This window comes from Micrococcus sp. iso_26 (assembly GCF_056172975.1).
In genome coordinates, this window is record NZ_CM149652.1 from 1847459 (window position 1) to 1863219 (window position 15761).

15 protein-coding genes are annotated in these 15761 nt (G+C 73.8%); 4 read left to right on the forward strand and 11 right to left on the reverse strand.

Annotated elements, in window-relative coordinates; translation table 11 throughout:
* Window positions 1-8: 8 nt before the first annotated feature.
* The 8 genes from tsaE to galE all read right to left on the reverse strand — a co-directional run bounded on the left by tsaE (window position 9) and on the right by galE (window position 9774).
* Window positions 9-632 (reverse strand): tRNA (adenosine(37)-N6)-threonylcarbamoyltransferase complex ATPase subunit type 1 TsaE, encoded by a 624-nt coding sequence (tsaE, locus tag AC0VX0_RS08510; protein WP_475451525.1) that lies wholly within the window; start codon window positions 630-632, stop codon window positions 9-11.
* The gene (alr, locus tag AC0VX0_RS08515; protein WP_216881272.1) at window positions 629-1834 is read right to left on the reverse strand and encodes an alanine racemase; all 1206 of its coding nucleotides are present in this window, start codon (window positions 1832-1834) and stop codon (window positions 629-631) included. The genes tsaE and alr overlap by 4 nt, the downstream gene beginning before the upstream one ends.
* The gene (locus AC0VX0_RS08520; protein WP_216881270.1) at window positions 1831-3408 is read right to left on the reverse strand and encodes an NAD(P)H-hydrate dehydratase; all 1578 of its coding nucleotides are present in this window, start codon (window positions 3406-3408) and stop codon (window positions 1831-1833) included. The genes alr and AC0VX0_RS08520 overlap by 4 nt, the downstream gene beginning before the upstream one ends.
* Window positions 3405-3785: a holo-ACP synthase gene (locus AC0VX0_RS08525; RefSeq protein ID WP_010080417.1), complete on the reverse strand. Its 381-nt coding sequence runs from the start codon at window positions 3783-3785 to the stop codon at window positions 3405-3407. Before AC0VX0_RS08525 ends, AC0VX0_RS08520 begins: the two co-directional genes overlap by 4 nt.
* Entirely contained in the window at window positions 3782-4513 is a 732-nt protein-coding gene (locus tag AC0VX0_RS08530; protein ID WP_060973419.1) for a hypothetical protein, read from the reverse strand. Before AC0VX0_RS08530 ends, AC0VX0_RS08525 begins: the two co-directional genes overlap by 4 nt.
* Window positions 4510-6639, reverse strand: a complete 2130-nt coding sequence (glgX, locus tag AC0VX0_RS08535) for a glycogen debranching protein GlgX (protein ID WP_216881268.1) — start codon at window positions 6637-6639, stop codon at window positions 4510-4512. Before glgX ends, AC0VX0_RS08530 begins: the two co-directional genes overlap by 4 nt.
* Window positions 6640-6796: 157 nt before the next feature.
* Window positions 6797-8668, reverse strand: coding sequence for a glutamine--fructose-6-phosphate transaminase (isomerizing) (glmS, locus tag AC0VX0_RS08540; RefSeq protein WP_166437509.1), 1872 nt, complete (start codon window positions 8666-8668; stop codon window positions 6797-6799).
* A 50-nt stretch (window positions 8669-8718) separates the two neighbouring features.
* The gene (gene galE / locus AC0VX0_RS08545; protein WP_257747004.1) at window positions 8719-9774 is read right to left on the reverse strand and encodes a UDP-glucose 4-epimerase GalE; all 1056 of its coding nucleotides are present in this window, start codon (window positions 9772-9774) and stop codon (window positions 8719-8721) included.
* Window positions 9775-9848: 74 nt separating this feature from the next.
* Between galE and coaA the strand changes: the two genes are divergently transcribed.
* The 3 genes from coaA to AC0VX0_RS08560 are packed head-to-tail and all read left to right on the forward strand — an operon-like array spanning window position 9849 to window position 11986.
* Window positions 9849-10859 (forward strand): type I pantothenate kinase, encoded by a 1011-nt coding sequence (gene coaA / locus AC0VX0_RS08550; protein ID WP_044659424.1) that lies wholly within the window; start codon window positions 9849-9851, stop codon window positions 10857-10859.
* Between the two features lie 3 nt (window positions 10860-10862).
* Complete coding sequence (locus AC0VX0_RS08555; RefSeq protein ID WP_336638516.1) at window positions 10863-11606, forward strand: M15 family metallopeptidase; 744 nt, start codon at window positions 10863-10865, stop codon at window positions 11604-11606.
* A complete protein-coding gene (locus tag AC0VX0_RS08560) occupies window positions 11603-11986 on the forward strand; it encodes an MscL family protein (RefSeq protein ID WP_098094850.1) in 384 nt (127 codons plus the stop codon). The genes AC0VX0_RS08555 and AC0VX0_RS08560 overlap by 4 nt, the downstream gene beginning before the upstream one ends.
* A 94-nt stretch (window positions 11987-12080) precedes the next feature.
* Here the strand turns inward: AC0VX0_RS08560 and AC0VX0_RS08565 are convergent, their stop codons facing one another.
* Both AC0VX0_RS08565 and glmM read right to left on the reverse strand, forming a co-directional pair.
* The gene (locus AC0VX0_RS08565) at window positions 12081-12308 is read right to left on the reverse strand and encodes a hypothetical protein (RefSeq protein ID WP_010080407.1); all 228 of its coding nucleotides are present in this window, start codon (window positions 12306-12308) and stop codon (window positions 12081-12083) included.
* An 8-nt stretch (window positions 12309-12316) separates the two neighbouring features.
* Window positions 12317-13672 carry a phosphoglucosamine mutase gene (gene glmM, locus AC0VX0_RS08570; RefSeq protein WP_336638517.1) on the reverse strand — a complete coding sequence of 452 codons (1356 nt, stop codon included), beginning with the start codon at window positions 13670-13672 and terminating at the stop codon, window positions 12317-12319.
* Window positions 13673-13834: 162 nt separating this feature from the next.
* Here glmM and AC0VX0_RS08575 point away from each other — a divergent pair, with 162 nt between their 5' ends.
* The gene (locus AC0VX0_RS08575) at window positions 13835-14635 is read left to right on the forward strand and encodes a peptidoglycan recognition protein family protein (protein WP_041103278.1); all 801 of its coding nucleotides are present in this window, start codon (window positions 13835-13837) and stop codon (window positions 14633-14635) included.
* A gap of 68 nt (window positions 14636-14703) precedes the next feature.
* Here AC0VX0_RS08575 and AC0VX0_RS08580 read toward each other — a convergent pair whose 3' ends face one another.
* The gene (locus AC0VX0_RS08580; protein ID WP_036317794.1) at window positions 14704-15597 is read right to left on the reverse strand and encodes a polyphosphate kinase 2 family protein; all 894 of its coding nucleotides are present in this window, start codon (window positions 15595-15597) and stop codon (window positions 14704-14706) included.
* Window positions 15598-15761 lie beyond the last annotated feature (164 nt).

A 15761-nucleotide genomic window follows, 5' to 3' on the forward strand; every position in this document is an offset into this window, starting at 1 on the left:
CCGCCAGTCTACGGAAGCACGACGCCGGCCCAGCGCGGACCGCGGCCGGTCACGACGGCAGTACGCAGCTCCTCGGCCTGGCCTCCGTCCTCGTCGGAGAAGTCGGTGACGATGCCGTCCTCCTCCCCCGCCGAGGCCGCGGGGCCGTCCTCACCACCGCGGGCGCGGACGATCTCGATGTCCAGCCACGAGGCGTCCGGGTCCTCGGGGAACCCGGCGAGGGACTCGGCCATGCCCCGGCCCCACTCGACGACGGTCACGGAGCGGTCCACGCTCGCGTCCAGGTCGAGGTCCGTGAGCTCCCCCGCCGAGCGCAGCCGGTACGCGTCCACGTGCACGAGGTCCGGGGTGCCCGCCGGGGCGTCGGCCGGGGCGGGGTGGACGCGGGAGAGGACGAACGTCGGCGAGACCACGCCGGAGGCCACGCCGAATCCGCTGGCCAGCCCCTGGGTGAAGGTCGTCTTGCCCGCGCCGAGGTCGCCCGTGAGGATCAGCACGTCACCGGCGCGGAGCACCCCGGCGAGGGCGCGGCCGAACGCCCGGGTGCCGTCGGCGCCCTCGAGCGGGACCGTCGCCGTCAGCACGGGCTCCGGCAGGGTCGGGCCGGGGGCGGGGATCTCGTAGTCGCTCATGGGCGGGCCTCCTGGGTCGGCGTGGGGTCCACGTGCTGCCGGTCCACGCGGCCTCCGATGCGGGTCACCAGCTCGTAGTTGATCGTCCCGGCGGCCGCGGCCCACTCCTCCACCGGAATGCCGGAGGCCGGTCCGAACAGCTCGACGGCGTCACCGGGCGCGTCCGCGGCGTCCGGGCCGAGGTCCACCACGAACTGGTCCATCGCGATGCGGCCCACCACGGGGACCGTCCGGCCGCCGACGTGGACGCGTGCGCCCTCGGCGACGCGCGGGACGCCGTCGGCGTAGCCGACGGGCACGAGCCCGAGGGTGGTGGGCTCCGCCGTGATGTGGCGGAACCCGTAGGAGACGCCCTGCCCGGCGGGGACGGCCTTGACGTTGGCCAGGGCGGTGACGAGGGACATGGCCGGGCGCAGCCCGAGCTCGGCGGCGGTGACGTCCGCGAACGGGGAGAGCCCGTACAGGCCCAGGCCGACGCGCACCATGTCCAGGTGCGTGTCCGGCCGGGCGAGGGTGGCGGGCGTGTTGGCCAGGTGCCGCAGCAGTGGGTGGCCGAGCGCGGCGGCGGCCTCGGCGGCCATCCGTTCGAACCGCAGCAGCTGCGCCGTGGTCTCGGTGGCCCGGTCCGGCTCGTCCGCCACGCCGAGGTGGGAGAACACGCCCTCCACCCGCACGAGGCCCGCGGCCTCGAGCTCGGCGGCACGCGCGACGAACGCGGGCCACCGCTCGGGCGGGCAGCCGTGGCGGCCCAGGCCGGTGTCCGCCTTCAGGTGCAGGACGGCGCGGACGTCGGGTCCGGCCCCGTCGCGGGCCCGCAGCCCGCGGACGGCGTCGGCGACGACGTCGAGGTCCCAGCCCGAGACGCCGAGGGTCACGTCCGCCTCGACCGCGGCGGCGAAGTCCGTGGCCCCGGTGTGCAGCCACGCGAGCACGGGCAGGCGCACCCCCGCCGCGCGCAGGGCCAGGGCCTCGCGCACGTGGGCCACCCCGAGCCGGTCCGCGCCGGCGGCCGCGGCAGCACGGGCGACGGCCACCGCGCCGTGGCCGTAGGCGTCGGCCTTGACGACGGCGGTCAGCAGCGGCCGGCTGCCGTCGGGGCGCCGGATCCGCTCCCGCAGCACGCCCACGTTGTGCCGGACGGCCGCCAGGTCGATGCGTGCGGCGCGCTCGGTGTCCGCCGGGTCGACGTCGGCGCGGCTCATCGGACGGCCTCCGGCTCGGCGTCGTCCGGCCACCACAGGCGCGCGACGCGCGCGCCCAGCGCGGTCGGCAGCGTGGCCGTGGTGATCCGCCCGGCGCGGGCCTGGCCGGCCCCGGCCTGGGCATGCAGCCAGGCGGCGGCGGCCGCGAGCCGGGCCGTGGGCGCCGGGCCGGGATCCTCCCCGGCCCGGCGCGCCCGCGAGCGCCGCGCCACGTCCGCGGCCAGGACGGCACCGATCGCCCCGGAGAGCACGTCGCCGGTGCCGCCCATCGCGAGTTCGGGCCCGCCGCCGGTCACGACCCACGCCTCGCCGTCCGGGGCGACCACGAGGGTGCGCGGGCCCTTGAGCAGGACGGTGGCCCCGTGCGCAGCGGTCCACGCCCGCAGCGCCGCGAGCGGGTCGGCGGCGTCGTCGCCGTCCGCGGGGACGCGCTCGCGCAGCCGGGACCACTCCCCGGCGTGCGGCGTCAGGACCACGGGCGTGCCGGCCGCGCGCAGCGACCGCAGCTCGGCGGCGGTGACCAGGTCCAGGGCCGAGGCGTCGGCGACCAGGGCCGCCTCCGGCCGTTCCTCGAGCGCGGCGAGGACGCCGGCCCAGCGCCGCCGCGCGTCGTGCTCGGTGTCCAGGCCGGGACCGGCCACCCAGGCGTCCGCGCGCGACGGCTCGGGCCCCTCCGCCGAGACCAGCGCCTCGGGGTGGGCGGCGAGCACCAGGTCCCGGGTGGTCTGCGGGCCGGCGTGGTGCACCATGCCCGCGCCCGCCTGCAGCGCGCCCGCGCTCGCGAGCACGGCGGCCCCCGGGTAGCGCTCCGATCCGGCGACGACGGCCACCACGCCGCGCGTGTACTTGTGGGCCTCGGCCGCGGGGGCCGGGTGGGCGGCCCGTGCGGCGGCCTCGTCCATCACGCCCAGCCGCGTGGCCGGCGACGTCGGCAGGTGCGGTCCCAGCCCGATGTCCACCACGTGCACGACGCCCGCGCGCGCGGCCCCCTCCCCGAGGACGAGGCCGGACTTGAGGGCGCCGAACGTCACGGTCGCGTCCGCGGACAGGGCCTCCCCCCGCACCTCGCCGGTGTCCGCGTCCACACCGGAGGGCACGTCGCACGCCAGCACGAGCGCGTCCGCCGGCAGGGCGCGCGCCGCGGCGGGCAGCTCATACTCGCCGGTGAAGCCCGTGCCGAGCACGCCGTCCACCACGAGCGCGGCCTCGGGCGGCACCGCGTCGGCACGTCGTCCCCCGGCCGCCCGCAGCGCAGCCCAGCCCTCGGCGTGCCAGCGCGGGACGCCGTCGTCGTCCCGGCGGACGGGCACGGCGACCGCGGCCACGCCCCGGCGGCGCAGGAAGGCGAGGGCGAACAGCGCGTCCCCGCCGTTGTTGCCGGGGCCGACGAGGGCGGCCACGGTCGCCCCGGCCACGGGGCCGCGCTCACGCAGCAGGGCGGCGGCGTGCTCGGCCAGGGCCCAGGCGGCGGCGCGCATCAGCTCCGGGCCGCGCCCGGCCGCGAGCAGGGGCTCCTCGGCCGTGCGCACGGCCGAGCCGGTCACGGCGATGCGGGTCAGGTCATCGGCGGTCATGCGGACTCCTCCTCGGCCGCGCGGCGTTCGGCGACCACGTAGGCGGTGGCGACGTCCCCGTCATGGCTGAGGGAGAGGTGCCAGTGGGTGATGCCCAGGGCCTCGGCCTGGGCCTGCACGGTGCCGGTCAGGTGCACGGTGGGGCGGCCGTCGCCGTGGTCCGGGCGCGGGATCCAGCAGTGGTGCCACATCATCCCGGGCGGGGCGCCCATGGCCTTGGCGATCGCCTCCTTGGCGGCGAAGCGCGCGGCCAGCGAGCGCAGCGGCAGGTCCCGCTCGTCCTCGGTGAACAGGCGTGCGCGCAGCGCCGGGGTGCGCTCGAGCTGCGCCCGGAACCGCGGGACGTCCACCACGTCCACCCCCACGCCGACGATCACGCCGCCCCCGCCCGCCGGGCGCCCACGACGACGGCGCCGGCCTCGTCCCCGACGGGCTGCCCGCGCAGTCGCTTGGCCAGGTCGAGCGGCCACTGCAGCACGCCGGGCAGCTGCTGGTCGCAGCCCGGCGTGAGCATCGCCTTCCCGTAGGCCAGCACGCCGTAGACGCCGTGCTGCAGGCGGCCGAGCCGGTCGAAGCCGGCGTCGAACGCGTACAGGGACACACGGCCCTCCTCGGGTGTGAGGCACCGCTCCGCCAGCAGCCGCGCACGCTCCACGTGCTGGTGGAAGGTGAGCACGCCCAGGTGGTGCAGGCCCAGCTCGCGCATGCGGTCGGCCGCGTGGACGACCTCGCCCTGGGTGGTCACCGGATCGGGCGCGAAGCACTCGACGGTGACGCCTTCCAGCCGCGGGTCGCGCTCCTCCGGGCCGCCGCACAGCTTCTCGTGCCCGTCCGGCCCCAGGTACGCGGAGACGAAGAGCCGGTCGGTGACACCGGACGCGGCGAGCTCGATCGCGGCGTCGTAGACGCGGGGCTGGCTGTAGAGGACGAGGAGGGCGTCCACGCGCGGTGCGTCGTCCGGGTGCGGGTCCGTCACGGCGTGCGTGGCCCATCCCGCGCCGAAGGCCAGTCCCAGCGCCGCCAGGGTCGCCACGGTGGCGCAGAGGGCCCGCGCCCACCGCGGCAGGCCACGGCGGACGCGCCCCCGGTCGACCCGCTCGTTCATGCGCCCTCGGGGACCTGCCGCAGCACGACGGTGGAGCGGGCCGGGAGCTCAAGCACGTCCCCGGCACGCACGCGGGGGTGCGAGCCGCTCGGGGCGACGTGGGACGAGGTGTCCACGACGACCTCCCACTCGGCCGGGAACGTGGGCCCGGGCAGGGTGTACGGCACGGGCTCCCACCACGCGTTCATGAGGACGTAGAAGTCCCGGTAGGGCTCCTCCCCTTCCTCGTCCCCGCGGGGGAGCGTGTGCCCGTTGAGGTAGAAGCCGATCGACCGGGCCTCGGCGCCCCAGTCGTCCTCCGTCTTGGCGGTCGCGTCCGGCTCGAGCCACACGATGTCCGGCAGGGGCGCCTCGATGTCGCGGGCCGCGGGGCGACCGTCGAAGTGGTGGCGACGGCGGAACACCGCGTGGTCACGGCGCAGCGCGATCAGGTCGCGGGTGAACGCCACGAGCGAGTCGTCCATGGCGGACCAGTCGATCCACGAGATCTCGTTGTCCTGGCAGTAGACGTTGTTGTTGCCGCCCTGGGTGCGGCCCAGCTCGTCGCCGTGGCTGATCATGGGCACGCCCTGGCTGATCAGCAGGGTGGCCAGGAAGTTGCGGCGCTGGCGGGCGCGGAGCGTCACGACCTCGGGGTCGTCGGTCTCCCCCTCCACGCCGCAGTTCCACGAGCGGTTGTGCGCCTCGCCGTCGTTATTGTCCTCGCCGTTGGCCTCGTTGTGCTTCTCGTTGTAGGAGACGAGGTCGCGCAGCGTGAAGCCGTCGTGGGCCGTGACGAAGTTCACGGACGCACCGGGGCCGCGCCCGTCCCCCTCATAGAGGTCGGCCGAGCCGGTCAGGCGGGTGGCGAACTCGCCGAGGGTGCCGGGCTCGCCGCGCCAGAAGTCGCGTACCGCGTCCCGGTACATGCCGTTCCACTCGGACCAGAGGCCGGGGAAGTTGCCCACCTGGTAGCCGCCCCAGCCCACGTCCCACGGCTCGGCGATGAGCTTGACGGTGCGCAGCACCGGGTCCTGGCGGACCACGTCGAAGAACCCGGAGAACATGTCCGGGCCCTGCTCCCCCTCCACCCGGGTGAGGGTGGTGGCCAGGTCGAACCGGAAGCCGTCCACGTGCATCTCGGTGACCCAGTAGCGCAGGGAGTCCATGACCAGCTGGAGGGCCTTGGGGCTGGAGAGGTCCACCGAGTTCCCGGTGCCCGTGTAGTCCATGTAGTGCCGCTCGTCGCCCTCGACGAGGTGGTAGTAGCCGGCGTTGTCCAGCCCGCGCAGGCTGAGCATGGGGCCCTTGTCGTTGCCCTCGGCCGTGTGGTTGTAGACCACGTCGAGGATCACCTCGAGACCAGCGGCGTGCAGGTCCTTCACCATCTGCTTGAACTCGCGGACCTGGCCGCCCACCTCCGAGGAGGAGGAGTAGGCGGCGTGCGGGGCGAAGAAGCCGAGCGTGTTGTAGCCCCAGTAGTTGCTCAGCCCCTTCTCCTGCAGGGTGGCGTCGTTGACGAACTGGTGCACGGGCATCAGCTCGACGGCGGTCACCCCGAGCTCGGTCAGGTGGCGGACCACCTCCGGGTGGGCCATGCCCGCGTAGGTGCCGCGCAGCTCCTCGGGGACGGCGGGGTGCAGCTTGGTCATGCCCTTGACGTGGGTCTCGTAGATCACCGTGTCCGTGAGCTCGACGGCGGGTGGGGCGTCATCGCCCCAGTCGAAGTCCTCGGCGACGACGACGCCGAGCATGCTCGTGCCCAGGTTGTCCGAGGTATCGATGCGGTCCGGCTCGTCGAAGTCGTACGAGTGGTGCTGCTGGCCCCACTCGTAGTCGCCGGTGAACGCCCGCGCGTACGGGTCCACGAGGATCTTGGCCGGGTTGTGCCACAGGCCGCGGGCGGGGTCCCAGGGGCCGTGCACGCGGTAGCCGTAGCGCTGCCCGTGGCCGATGCCCGCCACGTGGGCGTGCCATGTGGTGCCGTGCCGCTCCTCGAGAGGGATGCGCGTCTCCGTGCCGTCGTCGGCGACGAGGCACAGCTCGACCGCCTCCACCTCGCGGGAGACCGCGAGGGCGAAGTTGGTGCCGGTCTCGTCCACGGTGGCCCCGAGGGGGTACGGCTGGCCGATCTCCACTGTGTGCATGACTCTCCGGGGTCTCGTCGTGCGGCCCGCCGGGTGCGGCGGGCCTCCTCGGGGAGTCTACTGGGGCGGGAGGACACCGTGCCGGACGCGTCGCGGGCCCGGCCGCTGAGTGGCGGCCGGGCCCGGCAGGAGAGGTCTCGGTGGCCTCAGCGGCGGATCACTCCACCGTGACGGACTTGGCGAGGTTGCGCGGCTGGTCCACGTCGTAGCCCTTCGCCGTGGCGAGCTCGAGGGCGAAGATCTGCAGCGGGACCGTGGTCAGCAGCGGCATGAGCATCGGCTGGGTCTCGGGGACCTCGAAGACGACCTCGGCCTGGCCGCGCACGGCCGCGTCGCCGCGCTCGGCGACGGCGAAGGTGCGGGCGCCGCGGGCGCGGACCTCCTGGATGTTCGAGACCACCTTGGCGTGCAGCGAGTGACGGTCCAGGGGCGAGGGCATGACCACGAAGACCGGCTGGCCGTCGTCGATCAGGGCGATCGGGCCGTGCTTGAGCTCGCCCGCGGCGAAGCCCTCGGCGTGGATGTACGCAAGCTCCTTGAGCTTGAGCGCGCCCTCCATGGCCACCGGATAGCCGACGTTGCGGCCGAGGAACAGGACGGAGGTGGCGTCGGCCATCGAGCGGGCGAGCTCCTTGACCTGGTCCTTGGCGGCGAGGATCTCCTCGATCTTGCCGGGGATCGCTCCGAGGTCCGCCAGGATGTCCTTGATCTGGCCGCTGAACAGCTTCTTGTTCAGCTGGGCCAGGTACAGGCCCAGCAGGTAGGCCGCGGTGATCTGCGCCAGGAACGCCTTGGTGGAGGCGACGGCGATCTCGGGGCCGGCGTGCGTGTAGAGCACGGCGTCCGACTCGCGCGGGATCGTGGAGCCGTTGGTGTTGCAGATGGACACGGTGCGGGCGCCCTGCTCCTTGGCGTAGCGGACCGCCATGAGGGTGTCCATGGTCTCGCCGGACTGGGAGATGGACACCACGAGGGTGTGCGGGTCGATGATCGGGTCGCGGTAGCGGAACTCGTGGGAGAGCTCCACCTCCACGGGGATCCGGCACCAGTGCTCGATGGCGTACTTGGCCACCGTGCCCGCGTAGGCGGACGTGCCGCACGCCAGGACGATGATCTTGTCGACGGCCTTGAGCTCCTCGGGGTCGATCCGCAGCTCGTCCAGCATCAGGGCGCCGGCGGCGTCCGTGCGGCCCAGCAGGGTGTCCTGCACGGCCTGGGGCTGGTCGTGGATCTCCTTCTCCATGAAGGTCTCGAAGCCGCCCTTCTCCGCGGCCGAGGCGTCCCAGTCCACGGTGAAGCGCTTGCCGTCGGCGGGGCCGCCCCGGAAGTCCGAGATCTCGACGGCGTCGGCCGTGATCGTCACGACCTGGTCCTGCTCGAGCTCGATGGCCTCGCGGGTGAAGTCGATGAAGCCGGAGACGTCCGAGCCGAGGAAGTTCTCCCCCTCGCCCAGGCCGACGACGAGCGGCGAGTTGCGGCGCGAGGCCACCACGCGGTCCGGGTGGTCCACGTGCACGGCCAGCAGGGTGAAGGCGCCCTCGAGGCGCTGGGAGGCCAGCTGCATGGCGCGGGTCAGGTCCTGGCCGGCCGCGTTCCGGTAGACGTCGGCGAGGAGGTGGGCGGCCACCTCGGTGTCCGTCTCGGAGAGGAACTCGACGCCCTTGGCGAGCAGCTCCTCGCGCAGCTCGGCGTAGTTCTCGATGATGCCGTTGTGGATCAGCGCCAGGCGGCCCTCGTCCGCCACATGCGGGTGGGCGTTGCGGTCGGTGGGGCCGCCGTGGGTGGCCCACCGGGTGTGGCCGATGCCGACGAGGCCGGTGGGGATGGGGTGCTCGGCGAGCTCCTCGGCGAGGTTGGCGAGCTTGCCCGCCTTCTTCCGGTGGTACAGCTGACCGCCGTCCACCACGGCCACACCGGCGGAGTCGTATCCGCGGTATTCGAGACGGCGCAGGCCCTCCATCAGGACGTCGAGAGCGCCGTGCTCACGATCCGACTGGGGCTGGCCGATGTATCCGACGATTCCGCACATGCGCATGAGAATACCGGGCCGGACCCGTCTTCCGCGCACGGCGGGCCGGCTCACTCCGTCCGGGACGAGAACCCCGCGGGATTGGCCTCCTGCCAGGCCCAGAGGTCCCGCACCATCGCGGTCACATCGCGCCGGGCGTGCCAGCCCACCTCGGCGCCGATCGCGTCCACGGCGGCGCACGACTCGGCGATGTCCCCGGGCCGGCGCTCGACCACGCGGTAGGGGATGCGGCCGCCCGTGACCGCCTCGAAGGCGCGCACCATCTCGAACACGGTGACGCCCTCGCCCCGGCCGATGTTCCAGACCCGGGTCGTCGTGCCGCCCCCGGTCGCCACGCGGGCCGCGAGCCATTCGAGCCCGGCCACGTGCGCCTCCGCGAGGTCCATCACGTGGATGAAGTCGCGCACGGCGCTCCCGTCGCGCGTGTCGAAGTCCGCGCCGAACACCCGCAGCTCGGGGTACGCGCCGGAGGCCACCCGCGCCACGAAGGGCATGAGGTTCGCCGGCACCCCGCTCGGGTCCTCGCCCAGCCGCCCGGAGGGATGCGCGCCGACCGGGTTGAAGTAGCGCAGCATCGCCAGCCCGCCGCCGTCGACCGTGGCGCAGACGTCGCGCAGCACCTGCTCCGCCATGAGCTTGGAGTGCCCGTAGGGCGAGACCGGGTCTGTGGCGGCGTCCTCGGCGACCGGCACCGGCGCGCGGTCGCCGTACACGGTCGCGGAGGAGGAGAACAGGACCGTGCGGGCGCCGGCCGCGAGCGCGGCCTCGGCGACGGTGGCCGTGCCGCCCACGTTCACGTCGTAGTAGGCGGCGGGGCGGGTCATCGACTCGGTGGGCGACTTCAGCCCGGCGAAGTGCACGAGTGCGGCCGGGCCGAAGTCCGCGAGCGCCCCGCGGTAGTCCTCGGGGCGGCGGATGTCGGCCACGTGCAGGCGCAGCCGCGACCCGCCCAGACGCGTTCCGGCGAGCTCGGCGACGCGCTCCAGCGACGTCGTCGTCGCCGTGACCAGGCTGTCCAGGACGAGGACGTCGTGGCCCGCCTCGAGCAGCGTGAGCACGGTGTGGGATCCGAGGTATCCGGCACCGCCGGTCACGAGAACGCGCATGGGCCGATCCTATCCGGGCCCTGTGACGTCACGCGGGGGCCCGCTCCGGGCGGGCCGCGGCCATAATGGATCGGGTGACCTACACCCCCCCGACCTCCGAGCTGCCCCTCGTGGGCCCCGAGGAGCCCGCGGACGCCGTGCCCGACGGCCACCAGCGCTCCCCCTTCGTGGAGCTGGACCGCCAGACCTGGGCCCGTCTCGCCTCGGAGATGGCGCAGCCCTTCGACCAGGCGGACGTGGAGCGTCTGCGCGGCCTCGGCGAGCATCTGTCCCTGCGCGAGGTTGCCGAGGTCTACCTTCCGCTCTCGCGCCTGCTGAGCATCAACGTGGAGGCCTCCGCGGCCCTGCGCAGCGCGACCAACGCGTTCCTCGGCGAGCGGACGGGGCGCACCCCGTACGTGATCGGGGTGGCCGGGTCGGTCGCCGTCGGCAAGTCGACGACGGCGCGCGTGCTCCAGGAGATGCTGCGCCGCTGGCCGACCACACCGCGCGTCGAGCTGGTCACCACGGACGGCTTCCTGCACCCCAACGCGGTGCTGCACGAGCGCGGCATCATGTCCCGCAAGGGCTTCCCCGAGTCCTACGACCGCCGCGCGCTGCTGCGCTTCATGGCGGACGTCAAGTCCGGGGCGCAGGAGGTGCGCGCGCCCGTGTACTCGCACATCACCTACGACATCGTGCCGGGCGAGGAACAGGTGGTGCACCGTCCCGACGTGCTGATCGTGGAGGGACTCAACGTGCTGGCCCCGCCGCGCACCCGGGCCGACGGCACCGCCGGGCTCTCCGTCTCCGACTTCTTCGACTTCTCGGTGTACGTGGACGCGCGCGCGTCCTGGATCCGGTCCTGGTACATCGACCGGTTCATGGGTCTGCGCTCGGGGGCCTTCGCCGACCCGCGCAGCTACTTCCACCGGTACTCCTCCCTGTCGGACGCCGAGGCTCAGGCGACGGCCGAGTCCATCTGGGACTCCATCAACGGCCCGAACCTCGAGCAGAACGTGCGCCCGACCCGCGGGCGCGCCCGGCTGGTGCTCACGAAGAACGCGCAACACGAGGTGACCCGCGTGCTGCTGAGGAAGGTCTGATCCATGCGTCGCACCCTCCCTCTCGCCGCGCTGGCCGCGCTCGCGCTGCTCGTGGCCGGTTGCGGCACGCCCGCCGCGGGCCCGTCCCCGGCGACGCCGGCTTCCGGCTCCGCGAGCGCGGCCGCGTCGTCCCGCGCCGCCTCGAGCACGGCGCCGTCGTCGAGCACGCACGCCGACCCGGCCGCCCTCGACGTCGTCGTGAACAAGACCCGCCCCGTGGCTCCGCCCGACTGGGCGCCCTCGGATCTGGTGGCCGTGCCCGGCAGCGAGCTGCCCCTGCGCGCGGAGGCCGCGACGGCGGCCGGCGACCTGGTGGATGCCGCCGCGGCGGCGGGCCACCGCCTCACCACCCTGAGCGCCTACCGTTCGTACGACTACCAGGTCCGGACGTATGGCCACTGGGTCGACGAGCTGGGCCACGCCGAGGCCGACCGCGTCTCCGCGCGTCCGGGGTACTCCGAGCATCAGACCGGCCTGGCCTGGGACGTGGGCGACGCCGCGACCCCCGCGTGTGACCTGGAAGCGTGCTTCGGCGACACCGCCGCGGGCCGTTGGGTGGCGGCGCACGCCGCCGAGTACGGGTTCGTCGTCCGCTATCCCGCCGGGGCCGAGGACGTGACGGGCTTCGATCACGAGCCGTGGCACCTGCGCTACGTCGGGTCCGCGGAGGCGGCCCGGGTCGAGGCGGCCGGCGGCGTCCTCGAGACCGCGTGGGGTCTGCCGCCGGCACCCGACTACGCGGACTGAGACGCACGACTCGCTCGACCCTGTACCGCGCCGCCTTCGGCAAGATCGTGAACGCGCTCGTCGAGGCGGTCCTCATGCCGCTCATCGCCGCCGCCGTGGGCTCGCCGAACTTCGACTCGTTCGCCGTGCTGACGGTCAACGGCAACGACGTGAAGTTCGGCGTGCTGCTCACCGCCATCGTCAACTTCCTGCTCATCGCCGCGGCCGTGTACTTCGCCATCGTGATGCCGATGAACAAGATGATCGAGGCCCGCAACCGCCGCCTCGGCATCGACCCCGCCGAGGAGGAGGTGGCCGCCGACGTCGCCGTGCTCACCGAGATCCGCGACCTGCTCGCCGAGCGCCGCGGCGGCCCCACCTCCGGGACCACCGCCCTCTGATCTCCCCCTGTCCGACGCCGAAGGGCCCGGGACGACTCACGCGAGTCGCCCCGGGCCCTTCCTTCATGCCCGCGGCGGCGCGGGGGCCGTGCCCTCAGGGACGCGACGTCGTCCGGTCCGCGCTGGACCCGGCGTCCGGGGCGACCTCCGAGTCCTGCCGGTCCGGATCCAGGCACGGCAACCACTCCACGGGGGCGCTCTGCCGCGCGCACACGGGCGCGTCCACGGCGAGGAACGCGGCCGACCACAGGACCGCCAGCCCCGCGAGCAGCCCCGCGAACAGGGTCCAGCGGCGGGGCCGGGGGGCCGCGTCCGACGTCATCGGTCCGGTCAGTCGTGCAGGCGCAGCTCGCGCTGCACGACGTCGGCCAGCACCTGGGCCTCCCGGCCGGCGGTCTCCTCGTCCGGGGCCTCGACCATGACGCGCACGACCGGTTCCGTGCCCGACGGGCGCAGCAGCACGCGGCCGGTCTCGCCGAGGCGGGCCTCCGCCTCGGCCACCGCCGCCTGGACGGCCTCGTCCTCGGCGGCGCGGGACTTGTCCACGCCGCGCACGTTCACGAGGACCTGGGGCAGCCGGTCCATCACCGCGGCCAGCTCGGAGAGCGGGGTGCCGGTCTCGGCGACGCGCGAGGCGAGCTGCAGGCCGGTGAGGACACCGTCACCGGTGGTGGCGTGGTCCGAGAAGATCACGTGGCCGGACTGCTCGCCGCCGAGCGAGTAGTCGCCGAGCTTCATGCCGGCCAGGACGTAGCGGTCGCCCACCTGGGTCTCGACGAGCCGGACGCCCTCCCGGCCCATGGCCAGCTTCAGGCCCAGGTTGGACATGACGGTCACGACCAGGGTGTCGTCGCGCAGGACGCCGCGGTCCTTGAGTGCCACGGCCATGACGCCCATGATCTGGTCGCCGTCGACGACCTCGCCGCGCTCGTCCACGGCGAGGCACCGGTCGGCGTCGCCGTCGTGCGCGATGCCGAGGTCCGCGCCGTGCTCGCGCACGGCCGCCTGGAGCTTCTCGAGGTGGGTGGAGCCGTAGCCGTCGTTGATGTTGAGTCCGTCCGGGGACGCGCCGATCACCACGACCTCCGCGCCGGCGGCGCGGAACGCCTCGGGCGAGCAGCCGGCGGCCGCGCCGTGTGCGCAGTCCAGGACGACCTTGAGCCCGTCCAGCCGGTGCGGGAGGGTCTGCAGGAGGTGGAGGACGTAGCGGTCCTCGGCGTCCGCGAAGACGCGCACGCGGCCCACGTCCGCGCCCTGGGGCCGCCGCGGCGTCACGCCCTCGAGGTGACGGATGATCTCGTCCTCCTGCGCGTCGGTCAGCTTCTCGCCGCCGCGCGCGAGGAACTTGATGCCGTTGTCCGGGGCCGGGTTGTGGGAGGCGGAGATCATCACGCCGAAGTCGGCGTCCAGGTCCCCCACGAGATAGGCGGCGGCGGGAGTCGGCAGCACGCCGGCGTCCCACACGTCCACGCCCGAGGACGCCAGACCCGCCTGCACGGCGGCCGCGATGAACTCGCCGCTGATGCGCGGGTCCCGGGCCACGACGGCGACCGGGCGTCGGCCGGCGTCGAAGGCCTCCGCGCCGAGGACGGGCGAGGCGGCCTGGGCCAGCTGGACGGACAACTCCACGGTGAGGGTCTCGTTGGCCAGGCCACGGACGCCATCGGTTCCGAACAATCTCGACATGATCAGTCAGTGTAGGGGCCGCCCCTGCGGCCTGCATCACGGGAGGGTCACGAAACGGGCCCGGGGGCGGTAGCATCGGACCGGTCGAGCCCCCGCGGCCGCGCGCCCGTCCGCTCACATCCGCCCGGGAGGCCCCGCCCCGAACCCGAAGGACCTCGATCCATGCCCGACGTGACCCCGCCCCCGCCCTCCCGTTCCTGGACGCGCCGCAGCGTGCTGGGCGGCACGGGCCTGGCGATCGCCGCCGGCGTGGCCGGCTGCGGGCGTGATGAGCAGGCCGAGCAGAGCTCGGAGGGCGACGAGCAGGCCACCCGTCTGCCCGCCCCGGACATCATCACCACCGCGCAGTGGGGCGCCATGCAGCCCAACTACTACCTGCAGACCCTGAACGAGCGCCCCTCCTACCTGGTGATCCACCACACCACCACGCCGAACGTCACGGACGGCTCCCGGGAGGCGGCGGAGAGCATCGCGCAGGTGGTCCAGAACGCGCACATGAGCCCCGCGAACGACTGGGGCGACACCGGGCAGCACTTCACCGTCTCCCGCGGCGGCTTCGCGATGGAGGGCCGCCACGGCTCCCGGCACGCGCTCGAGGGCGGACAGACGTTCATGCTCGGCGTCCACGCGCTCGGGTTCAACGCGTATGCGCTCGGCATCGAGTGCGAGGGGCTGTACATGCTGAACCCGCCGCCGCAGAGCCTCTACGCCGGCCTGGTGCCGCTCGTCGCCTACATCTGCCAGCAGTACGAGCTGCCGCCGTCCCGCATCATCGGCCACCGCGACGTCACCGCCACCAGCTGCTGCGGCGACGCGTTCTACGCCAAGCTGCCGATCCTGCGCGAGGACGTCCGCCTCTCCCTGGCCTCGGGCGAGTACCACGTCTCGGAGGGCTTCGGGGCGGACAACCTCTTCGACGACGCACACGTCACCCCGGAGTACGTGGAGGAGGAGCGCGGCTGAACCCGCCCCCGCTCCCCACGACGGCGCCCCTCACCGGACGGTGAGGGGCGCCGTCGTGCGCGGCCCGGTCAGCGCACGCGCGGGAACGATCCGCCGGAGACCTCGCCGTACTCGGCCAGCTCGTTGGCCGGGCCGCAGATCTGCGGGTCGGGGCGGTGGACGATGCGCTCGTCCTTGTCCGGGTAGGGCAGCGTGTGCAGCACATGGCGGATGGCCTCGAGGCGGGCGCGCTTCTTGTCGTTCGACTTCACGACGGTCCACGGGGCGTCGGCCGTGTGCGTGTAGAAGAACATGGCCTCCTTCGCGTTCGTGTAGTCGTCCCACTTGTCCAGGGAGGCCAGGTCGGTGGGCGAGAGCTTCCAGCGACGCACGGGGTCGGTCTCCCGCGCGGCGAAGCGATTGAGCTGCTCACGCTGGGACACGGAGAACCAGAACTTGATGATGTGCACGCCGGAGTTGACGAGCATGCGCTCCAGCTCAGGGGTCTCGCGCATGAACTCGAGGTGCTGGATGTAACGCTGGAAGTACCACTGCGAGGCCTCCTCCTCCGTGGGCTTCTCCAGGGCCACGGTCCGGGCGCCGCGGGGGTTGAGGTGCTCGTTGAAGCGCTTGATGGCGCCGCCCTTGCCGGCGGCGTCGCGGCCCTCGAAGATGATCAGGACCTTCTGGCCGGTCTCCTTGACCCAGAGCTGCATCTTCAGCAGCTCGATCTGCAGCTCGCGCTTGCGTCGCTCGTAGCTCTTGCGGCTGAGCTTGGTCTTGTACGGGTAGCCCTCACGCCAGGCCTGCGGGTCCGGGGTGGGGGTCTTCTTCTCCCCGCCGAGCTTGCGGCCCAGCTCTCGGATCTCGTCCACCTCGGCGGCGTAGTCACGGGTCACGGCGAAGGGGGCCTGCGCGGCGTGCTCCGCGCCGTGCTCGCCACGGGTGCGGGGGTCGGGCGTAGGACTCGTGTTCTCGGCCACGGCGGCTCCTGAGGGTGTCTTCGATCGGACCGCGCACCGGACGGGCGAGCGGCCCGTCATGGCGTCGTCGCCATGCGCCTTCATATTACCCCTGGGTCAGGTGCCGCCGGCCCACGGAGACGGCGGACGCCCCGCCCCGCTCGTGAGGAGCGGGACGGGGCGTC

Excerpts from the sequence above, each read along its gene's own strand:
- tsaE (WP_475451525.1), bottom strand. The coding sequence starts at position 632 with ATGAGCGACTACGAGATCCCCGCCCCCGGCCCGACCCTGCCGGAGCCC.
- alr (WP_216881272.1), bottom strand. The coding sequence starts at position 1,834 with ATGAGCCGCGCCGACGTCGACCCGGCGGACACCGAGCGCGCCGCACGC.
- AC0VX0_RS08520 (WP_216881270.1), bottom strand. The coding sequence starts at position 3,408 with ATGACCGCCGATGACCTGACCCGCATCGCCGTGACCGGCTCGGCCGTG.
- AC0VX0_RS08530 (WP_060973419.1), bottom strand. The coding sequence starts at position 4,513 with ATGAACGAGCGGGTCGACCGGGGGCGCGTCCGCCGTGGCCTGCCGCGG.
- glgX (WP_216881268.1), bottom strand. The coding sequence starts at position 6,639 with ATGCACACAGTGGAGATCGGCCAGCCGTACCCCCTCGGGGCCACCGTG.
- glmS (WP_166437509.1), bottom strand. The coding sequence starts at position 8,668 with ATGTGCGGAATCGTCGGATACATCGGCCAGCCCCAGTCGGATCGTGAG.
- galE (WP_257747004.1), bottom strand. The coding sequence starts at position 9,774 with ATGCGCGTTCTCGTGACCGGCGGTGCCGGATACCTCGGATCCCACACC.
- AC0VX0_RS08555 (WP_336638516.1), top strand. The coding sequence starts at position 10,863 with ATGCGTCGCACCCTCCCTCTCGCCGCGCTGGCCGCGCTCGCGCTGCTC.
- AC0VX0_RS08565 (WP_010080407.1), bottom strand. The coding sequence starts at position 12,308 with ATGACGTCGGACGCGGCCCCCCGGCCCCGCCGCTGGACCCTGTTCGCG.
- glmM (WP_336638517.1), bottom strand. The coding sequence starts at position 13,672 with ATGTCGAGATTGTTCGGAACCGATGGCGTCCGTGGCCTGGCCAACGAG.
- AC0VX0_RS08575 (WP_041103278.1), top strand. The coding sequence starts at position 13,835 with ATGCCCGACGTGACCCCGCCCCCGCCCTCCCGTTCCTGGACGCGCCGC.